Source organism: Methylobacterium sp. B1, assembly GCF_000333255.1.
GTDB classification, from domain to species: Bacteria; Pseudomonadota; Alphaproteobacteria; order Rhizobiales; family Beijerinckiaceae; genus Methylobacterium; species Methylobacterium fujisawaense.
Genome location: NZ_BACT01000363.1, coordinates 1 through 7,282 on the forward strand (window position 1 = coordinate 1; position 7,282 = coordinate 7,282).

At 72.4% G+C, this 7,282-nt stretch carries 8 protein-coding genes and 1 pseudogene; 4 read left to right on the forward strand and 5 right to left on the reverse strand.

Annotation, left to right across the window (positions count from 1 at the left end):
• The 3 genes from I53_RS10605 to I53_RS10615 all read left to right on the forward strand — a co-directional run.
• Positions 1-873: acetyl-CoA C-acyltransferase (locus I53_RS10605; RefSeq protein WP_043350212.1), on the forward strand; the 873-nt coding region annotated here is incomplete at its 5' end.
• A gap of 17 nt (positions 874-890) precedes the next feature.
• A complete protein-coding gene (locus tag I53_RS10610; protein WP_043350213.1) occupies positions 891-1,934 on the forward strand; it encodes a phosphotransferase family protein in 1,044 nt (347 codons plus the stop codon).
• Positions 1,931-2,293: a DUF6285 domain-containing protein gene (locus I53_RS10615; RefSeq protein ID WP_043350224.1), complete on the forward strand. Its 363-nt coding sequence runs from the start codon at positions 1,931-1,933 to the stop codon at positions 2,291-2,293. Before I53_RS10610 ends, I53_RS10615 begins: the two co-directional genes overlap by 4 nt.
• 237 nt (positions 2,294-2,530) lie before the next feature.
• Here I53_RS10615 and I53_RS10620 read toward each other — a convergent pair whose 3' ends face one another.
• From I53_RS10620 to I53_RS10635, 4 genes are all read right to left on the reverse strand, one after another.
• Complete coding sequence (locus tag I53_RS10620; RefSeq protein WP_043350215.1) at positions 2,531-2,914, reverse strand: CsbD family protein; 384 nt, start codon at positions 2,912-2,914, stop codon at positions 2,531-2,533.
• A gap of 77 nt (positions 2,915-2,991) precedes the next feature.
• On the reverse strand, positions 2,992-3,195 hold the full coding sequence (locus I53_RS10625; RefSeq protein WP_043350217.1) for a CsbD family protein: 204 nt from the start codon (positions 3,193-3,195) through the stop codon (positions 2,992-2,994).
• 106 nt (positions 3,196-3,301) lie between these two features.
• Positions 3,302-4,225 (reverse strand): hypothetical protein, encoded by a 924-nt coding sequence (locus I53_RS10630; protein ID WP_043350219.1) that lies wholly within the window; start codon positions 4,223-4,225, stop codon positions 3,302-3,304.
• Positions 4,226-4,435: 210 nt separating this feature from the next.
• Positions 4,436-5,896 carry a helix-turn-helix transcriptional regulator gene (locus I53_RS10635; RefSeq protein ID WP_043350222.1) on the reverse strand — a complete coding sequence of 487 codons (1,461 nt, stop codon included), beginning with the start codon at positions 5,894-5,896 and terminating at the stop codon, positions 4,436-4,438.
• Positions 5,897-6,614: 718 nt separating this feature from the next.
• Between I53_RS10635 and I53_RS31165 the strand changes: the two genes are divergently transcribed.
• On the forward strand, positions 6,615-6,914 hold the full coding sequence (locus I53_RS31165) for a hypothetical protein (RefSeq protein WP_083936024.1): 300 nt from the start codon (positions 6,615-6,617) through the stop codon (positions 6,912-6,914).
• 144 nt (positions 6,915-7,058) lie between these two features.
• Here the strand turns inward: I53_RS31165 and fliI are convergent.
• Positions 7,059-7,282 (reverse strand): annotated as a pseudogene (gene fliI, locus I53_RS31170) (flagellum-specific ATP synthase FliI); the annotation flags it as partial.

The following is a 7,282-nucleotide window of genomic DNA, read 5'->3' on the forward strand; positions in this document are numbered from 1 at the left end:
ATCCTGCTCGGCGACGCGGAGATTGCGGTGGCCGGCGGGGCCGAGAGCATGAGCCGCGCGCCCCACCTCCTGACCACCGGGCGGACCGGGTCGCGCATGGGTGACGCCGTCCTCGTCGACTACATGCTCGGCGCGCTGAGCGACCCGTTCGGCAACGGCCATATGGGCGTCACCGCCGAGAACGTGGCCGAGCGCTACGCCATCCCCCGCGCCATGCAGGATGCCTTCGCGGCCGAGAGCCAGGCGCGCGCCGCACGGGCGATCCGCGAGGGCCGGTTCCGCGATCAGATCCTGCCGATCGACGTGCAGCGGAAGCGCGAGACGGTGGCCTTCGACACCGACGAGCACCCGAAGGCCACGAGCGCCGACGACCTCGCCAAGCTCCGCCCGGCCTTCTCCAAGACCGGCAGCGTCACGGCCGGCAACGCCTCGGGGCTGAACGACGGCGCCGCCGCCCTGGTCCTGTCCAGCGCCGCGCAGGCCGAGCGCGACGGCGCGACGCCGCTCGCCCGGATCGTCGGCTACGCCCATGCGGGCGTGGACCCGTCCGAGATGGGCATGGGCCCGGTGCCGGCGGTGCGGCGCCTGCTGGAGCGGACCGGGCTGCGGGCGGGGGATTTCGACGTCATCGAGTCGAACGAGGCCTTCGCGGCCCAAGCCTGCGCGGTCTCCCGCGCCCTCGACCTCGATCCCGACACGGTCAACCCCAACGGCGGCGCCATCGCCCTCGGCCACCCGATCGGCGCCACGGGGGCGATCATCACCGTGAAGGCCCTCTACGAGCTGGCCCGGACCGGCGGCCGCTACGGTCTCGTGACCATGTGCATCGGCGGCGGCCAGGGGATCGCCCTGGCCCTCGAGCGCGTCCAGTGACGCGGCCCTGAACCCCCATGCTGGACGCAGGTCAAAGGACGGCGCTCTGCGCCTGGATCGGCCGGACCCTGGGGGCCGGGACGGTCACCCTCGACGACATCCGGCCGCTGACCGGCGGCTCGATCCAGGAGAACTGGATGCTGGCCTGCCGTGTCGACGGCGGCGAGCGGGGCTTCGTCCTGCGCAAGGACGCGCCGGCCACCATCGCGTCGAGCCGCCCGCGGGCCGAGGAGTTCCGGATCCTGCGCGCCGCCTTCGCGGCCGGCGTGCGGGTGCCGGAGCCGGTCGGATTCTGCGCCGATCCGGGCGTGGTCGGGGCGCCCTTCGCCCTGATGGGGCTCGTCTCCGGGGTCGGGCTGGGGCCGCGGGTGGTGAAGGACACGCGCCTCGGCGGCGACCGGGCGGCCCTGGCCGAGCAGCTCGGGCGGGAGCTGGCCCGGATCCACGGAATCCTGCGGGCCGATGGCCCCGGCCGCGCCGTCCTGGCGGACGACCTCGCCTTCCTCGGTGCGCCCGACGCGCATCCGGCGCTCACCGAGATCCGCACCCTGCGGGCGAATCTCGACGGGATCGGCGCCGTGCGCCCGGCCCTCGAATGGGGCCTGCGCTGGGCCGAATGCCACGCGCCGCCCTGTCCCGAGCCGGTCCTGGTCCATCGCGACTTCCGCACCGGCAACTACATGGTCGATGCCGAGGGCCTGACCGCGATCCTCGATTGGGAATTCGCCGGCTGGGGTGACCCGGTCCAGGATATCGGCTGGTTCTGCGCCGCCTGCTGGCGGTTCGGCCGGCCCGACCTGGAGGCCGGCGGCATCGCCCCGCGGGCCGCCTTCTACCGCGGCTACGAGGCCGAGAGCGGACGCAGGATCGACCCGGAGGCCGTGCGCTACTGGGAGATCATGGCGCATCTGCGCTGGGCGGTGATCGCCCTGGAGCAGGGCCACCGCCACGTCTCGGGCCAGGAGACGTCGCTGGAGCTCGCGCTCACCGGCCGGATGGCGCCCGAACTCGAAGCCACGATCCTGCGCGAGACCGCGCCCGAACGATGGGGAGCCCGATGAGCGCCGCCTTCCCGGACGCGCCCGCGGGCGCCGCCCTCCTGGCGGTGGCCCGGCAGAGCCTCCTCGACGAGGTCGCCCCCGCCCTGTCGGGGCGCCAGCGTTACGTCCTGCTGATGGCCGCCAACGCGATGGGCATCGTCCTGCGGGAGATCGAGCAGGAGGGTGCCGCCGCCGAGGCCTGGGCGCGGGTGCTTGGCGTGCTCTCCGCCGAAGGGGACGCCACCGAAGGGAACGCCGCCGCGCCGGCGGCTCTGGTCGCAGCCATCCGCGCCGGCCGCTGCGACGGCGACGCGGCGCTCCACGCGGCACTGGTCGAGACGACGCGGATCGCCGCCGGCATCTGGAAGGCGCCGGGATAGCGGCCCGCGGGTCGCGCAGGGCGTGCGGGTGCCGCCGCGGAGGCGGGCCGCGTCGCCCCGGCCGGTCTCCCGGCGTCCGCGACCGGGGCGGGCGCGGAAACGACGGCCGCCGCGACGGCGCGTTCCCTCAGTAGGTCCGGCCGGTGCGCTGGCGCCGGTCGAAGCGGCGGCCGACATAGGCGATGAGCTTCGGCACGATGAAGGCCGTCAGGATCTTGCGCAGCATGGGGGCCTCCTTCAGCGGGTGCGGCGGACGAGCCAGCCGGCCGCGAAGGCGAGCGCGGCCAGACCCAGCAGGGTGTTCGTGCGGTTGGCCTCGACCGTGCGGATCGCCTGCCGGCCGTAGACCGCGCCACGGCGGCGCACGTCCCGGGCGCGTTCGCGGCCCTCGCCGATGAGATGGTCGGCCCGCGTCCGGGCGGCCTCGGCCAGATGGCGGCCATCGTCGGCCAAATCCTCGGCCCGGTCGCGGGCGCGACCGTAGGCATACTGAGCGCCGCCGGCCACTTGGTTCACGGCGCCGCGCACTTGGCGGGCCGGGTCACCGGTCAGGCCGCCCAGGGCGGTCTGGGCGCGACCCTTGAGGTGACGGGACGCGCCACGGATCTGGTCGCGGTTCATGCTGCTCTCCTGTCTCGGGGTGATGGGACCTCGCCGGGGGGCTGCGGCGCCGGTGGCCCGGCGCCGCGGGATGAGGATCAGTGCTTGCCGGTGATCTTGTCGGCGAGGGTCTTGGCGCCGTCCTTGACGTCGCCGACGGTCTTCTGGGCCTCGCCCTTCAGCTCCTGCGCCTTGCCCTCGGCCACCAGCTTGTCGTTGCCCGTGGCCTTGCCGGCCGCCTGCTTGACGTTGCCGACCGCCTCGTTGGCCAGGCCCTTGATCTTGTCGGTGGTGCTGCTCATCGCGTGTGCTCCGTGCGGTTGGAGGGGGGGCAGGGATCCCGGCCGGGCGCGTTCCGCCCGCCGGGGATGGGCGGCGCCCGCATGGAGGCGCGGGCGCCGAGGGCGGTCAGACGCGCCGGGTCTCGTAGGCGCCGAGCAGGGTCGCGGGCTTCGGCGCGCCCAGACGGCCGCCGAGGAAGGCCGCCAGGGCCCCCAGGATCAGCGCCAGCGCCGCGTAGAAGGCGCCCTGCGTGGCCGCCGACTTGGCCGTCACGGCCGCGGCCTCGGCCTTCTGCTTGGCGGTGGCCACCGCCTGGTCGTACTGCGTCTCGTAGTCCTGGATCTGCTGGCGGGCCTGATCGACCGGGATGTTCTGCGCCTTGGCCAGGGCGTCGGCCGCGCGGGCCTCGGCCTGCTGCTTCTGCGACGCGTCACCCGTGAACAGCGCCTTGATCGCCGCCACCGCCGCGTCGCGGGCCGCCTGCGGGTCCTGGCCGGCGGTCTGCTGGCGGACCTTCTGCTCGATGCCGTCCAGCGGGTTCGAGATCTTCGCCAGCGACGGCGCCGCCGCCTGGGCCGCCGTCTGCACGGTGCCGCCCACGAGGTTGCCGGCGCCGCCGAGCGCCCCCGAGACCGTGCTCAGCGTGCCGCCGACCAGGCCGCTGGCGGCCGAGGTCAGCAGGTAGAGCACGACCAGCGTCGTCACCGCCCAGGACACGAGACCGTGCAAGGCGGCCGCGCCCGGCAGGGGCTTGCCCGAGAGCCGGCCGGCGATCAGGCCGCCGGCCAGCGAGGCGACGATGCCCGAGGCCACGAACCAGATGCCGGCGCCCATCGAGGCGGTGGAGGCGGAGGGATTGTCGGCCGCCGTCGTGCCCACCGAGGCCAGGCCCACCCCGACGCCGACGAGGTTCACGATCACCTGGGTCACCAGGGCGGTGACGGCGCCGGCGAAGATCGCCCCCCAGGACACTTGGTTGAGCAGGACGGCGCGCGTGTCGGCGTGCGCGTCCGGCGCGAGGGGCGTTGCTACGGTCTGGATGGTGGTCACGCTGTGTCACTCCGGTGGTGGTGGTCGTCGTGGGTCGTCGCAAGGGGGTGTCGCCGGTGGGGGCGTCGCCAGGGGGCCTCGCGGTGGGGCGGCGCCGGCGAGGGGGCTCAGTCGCGGGCGCCTCATCCCGCGCGGAAGAGCCCTGGCCGCGCGGAAGATGAGGGCGGACATCGCCCGATCAATGGTCCGCCCATACCGGTACGGCGGTATTCATCCGTCAGGCCTGCTCAGCGGAAAGCCGTTCTCGCGCCCCCACACCACCGCCTCGCTGCGCTTGTGGATGCCGATCTTGCGGTACAAGGCGGCGCCGTGATTGCGCACCGTGTTGCGCGACAGGCCGAGCTTGCGCGCGATCGCGTCGTCGCCGAGCCCCGAGCAGATCAGGTTGAGGATCTGGCGCTCGCGCACCGTCAGGTTCGGCGCCGCCCCCTCGGCGGCCTCCCGGCCGGGGCGGCGCAGGGTCGCGAGCTTCTCGATCAGCCCGCGGCTGAACCACGACGTGTCGGCCATCACGGTCTCGATCGCGTCGAACAGCTCCCGCTCGGTGTGCTTGCGCTCGGTGATGTCCTGCAGGACCAGCAGGGCGAACTCGGCATCGTTGATGGTCACGCGCTCGGCCGAGACCAGGCAGTCGAGGTTCGTCCCGCTCTCGTGGCGCAGGCACACCTCGACCCCGAGGACGTAGCCGTGCCGGTCGAGGGCGGCCTCGACCTGCAGGCGCTGCTTGTCGGCGACCCACAGCCCGGCCTCGTCGAGGCTGCGCCCGACGATCCGGTCCTCGCCGTGGCCGAAGACCCGGCTGAACGCCTCGTTGATGCCGGTGACCTGGAACGTGTCCGCCCGCACCAGCACGGTCGGCACCGGCGTCATCCGGAACGCCTTGGCGAAGCGCTCCTCGCTCTGGCGCAGGGCCGTCTCGGCCTTCCGGCGCAGTTCGAGGTCGGCGAAGGTGAACAGCATGCACGGCTCGTCGCCCATCGCGATCGGCTGGCCGGCGACGATCACGAAGCGGCTGCCGCCGTCGGGCAGGTCGAGGCAGGCCTCCATCTGGGGGATCGTGCCGCCGGACTCGAGGCGCCCGACCGCGAGGTCGCGGTTGCGGGCGCCGGCCAGGACGTCGACCTCGTAGACGCTGCGGCCGATCACGGCGTCGCGGGTGAAGCCGGTCATCTCCAGGAAGCCGGTATTCACCTTGACGTGGCGCAGGTCGGACAGCCGGGTGATCACCGCCGGGGCCGGGTTGGCGTTGAAGGTCCGCTCGAACCGCTCCTCGGCCTCGAACTGGTCGGAGACGTCCTTGAGGATCAGCGCGAGGCAGCTCGGCTTGCCGTCGCGGTCCGTGGCCACGAGGCTGCGCAGCGAGTGGACGAAATCCATCTCGGGCTTGTCGGCCCGGCGCACCTCGACCACGACATCGTGGAAGCGCTCGCCGGCGACGACGCGCTCGATCGGATACTGGTTGGGCGCGACGTTGTTGCGGTAGCGCAGGCAGAACCGGTCCCGGTACGCGTCCACGGTCGGCCCGAGCTCGTCGAGGCTCTCGGCGCCGTGCATCGCCAGGGCGGCGGCGTTGGCGTACGCGATGGTCTGGTCGGGCTCGACCAGGATCACGCCCTCGCTCAGGCCGGCGATGATCTGCCGGAGTTCGTGCCTGTCGACGCCCGCCGTCACCGCTCTCGCACCCCATGCCGCGCTCGCCGCCCCTCCGGCAGCCGGGCACAAACGGGTTGCGCACAAGCAGGTTCCCTCACCTAAGTTATTTTCTTGGTATACACGCATCATCGACGCGGGCGTTTTGAGCCAAGGATTGATGCTCGGCCCGTCGAGGCGTTGTCTCGCGCAGATCGCCGGCGAACCGCCCAACAGACCTGGGCGTGCCGAACGTGCGGATATCGACCGAACACCGGGCCAGAAGCTCCGGGGCCGGTGCGACCATTGTTCAGGCGTTGAAGAAGTCGATGCCGCATCGCGTCCGGGGCACCGGCCGGCCCGCCTGCCGGCCGTGTCGGGCACCGCCGGCCGCGCCGCCTGGGCGACGGGCCCTCGCGGAACTCCCCCTGACGGGAGCGGTCGCGCGTCCGGATCTGCGGCGTGAAAAAAGCGCGCCGTACTGGTACAAATCTCTCATTTGAAAGAACGTGTTAGGGGCCATATCGGGGCTGCGGGACGTGCCGTGGGGCCCCAGGCTTCCACGGCGTCCCACCCCTTTGTCGAGGTTGTGCCGGGCGGATGGCCCTCTTGTCCGGCACGGCCGCGAGGCCGGACGCCCGCGCCACTCCGGGCGCGCGTCCGGCCCGTTGCCCTTTCAGGCCCGCAACCGATCGGCCCTGTCGATGATCCGGCCGCGGATGAACCGCGCCCGCGCTTCGAAATCACCACAGAGGAGACGATGACCCGACTTCGTGCTGCACTGCTCGCGCCCGCCCTGTTCCTCGCCGTCGGCGCTCCGACGGGAGCCTACGCGGCCAACCGGTTCGATGGAGCCTGGTCGGTCATAGCCACCGCGGAGAGCGGGAGCTGCACGGGGCCGTATAGCTACCCGATCGTCATCCGGGACGGGACCGTTATTGTCAGCAACCGTTCCAAGTCGATTGGTTTGGGCGTTCATTCCGGAGACGCCGCTGTTCAGCACACCATAAAGTCCCATGACGAACGTCCCCGTTTTTTGATCATGTTCGGCCGACTCTGATCAGAGATCGCTTGCGCGAAGCTTTCCGAGCGGCTTTTCTGAACCGGCGCCGGCGAGCGACGCGGTTCCTCGTGACGCCCTGCCATCGGCACGGGCGATCGACCCTCCCCCCTCGGATCCGGGTCCGCCCCGTGCCTCCGTTGATCAGGTTCGCAACGCGTTCGCGAGGTCCAGGAAGGCGTCGAGGCTGCGCGGCTCGGTGGGATCCTGCCGGAGGGCCGCATAGATCTTCGGGACCAAGACGACGGCTTGGTCGAGTTCCGGATCCACTCCGGCCTGGGATCCCCCATCTGGGGCAGGTCCCGGGGAATCCTCGAAACGCGCGACCAGGCTCTTGAGCATGCGGACGAATTCGCGCTGCTGCGGGG

Coding starts and splice junctions, on each gene's coding strand:
- I53_RS10615 (WP_043350224.1), top strand. CDS start 1,931: ATGAGCGCCGCCTTCCCGGACGCGCCCGCGGGCGCCGCCCTCCTGGCG.
- I53_RS10625 (WP_043350217.1), bottom strand. CDS start 3,195: ATGAGCAGCACCACCGACAAGATCAAGGGCCTGGCCAACGAGGCGGTC.
- I53_RS31165 (WP_083936024.1), top strand. CDS start 6,615: ATGACCCGACTTCGTGCTGCACTGCTCGCGCCCGCCCTGTTCCTCGCC.
- I53_RS10610 (WP_043350213.1), top strand. CDS start 891: ATGCTGGACGCAGGTCAAAGGACGGCGCTCTGCGCCTGGATCGGCCGG.
- I53_RS10620 (WP_043350215.1), bottom strand. CDS start 2,914: ATGAACCGCGACCAGATCCGTGGCGCGTCCCGTCACCTCAAGGGTCGC.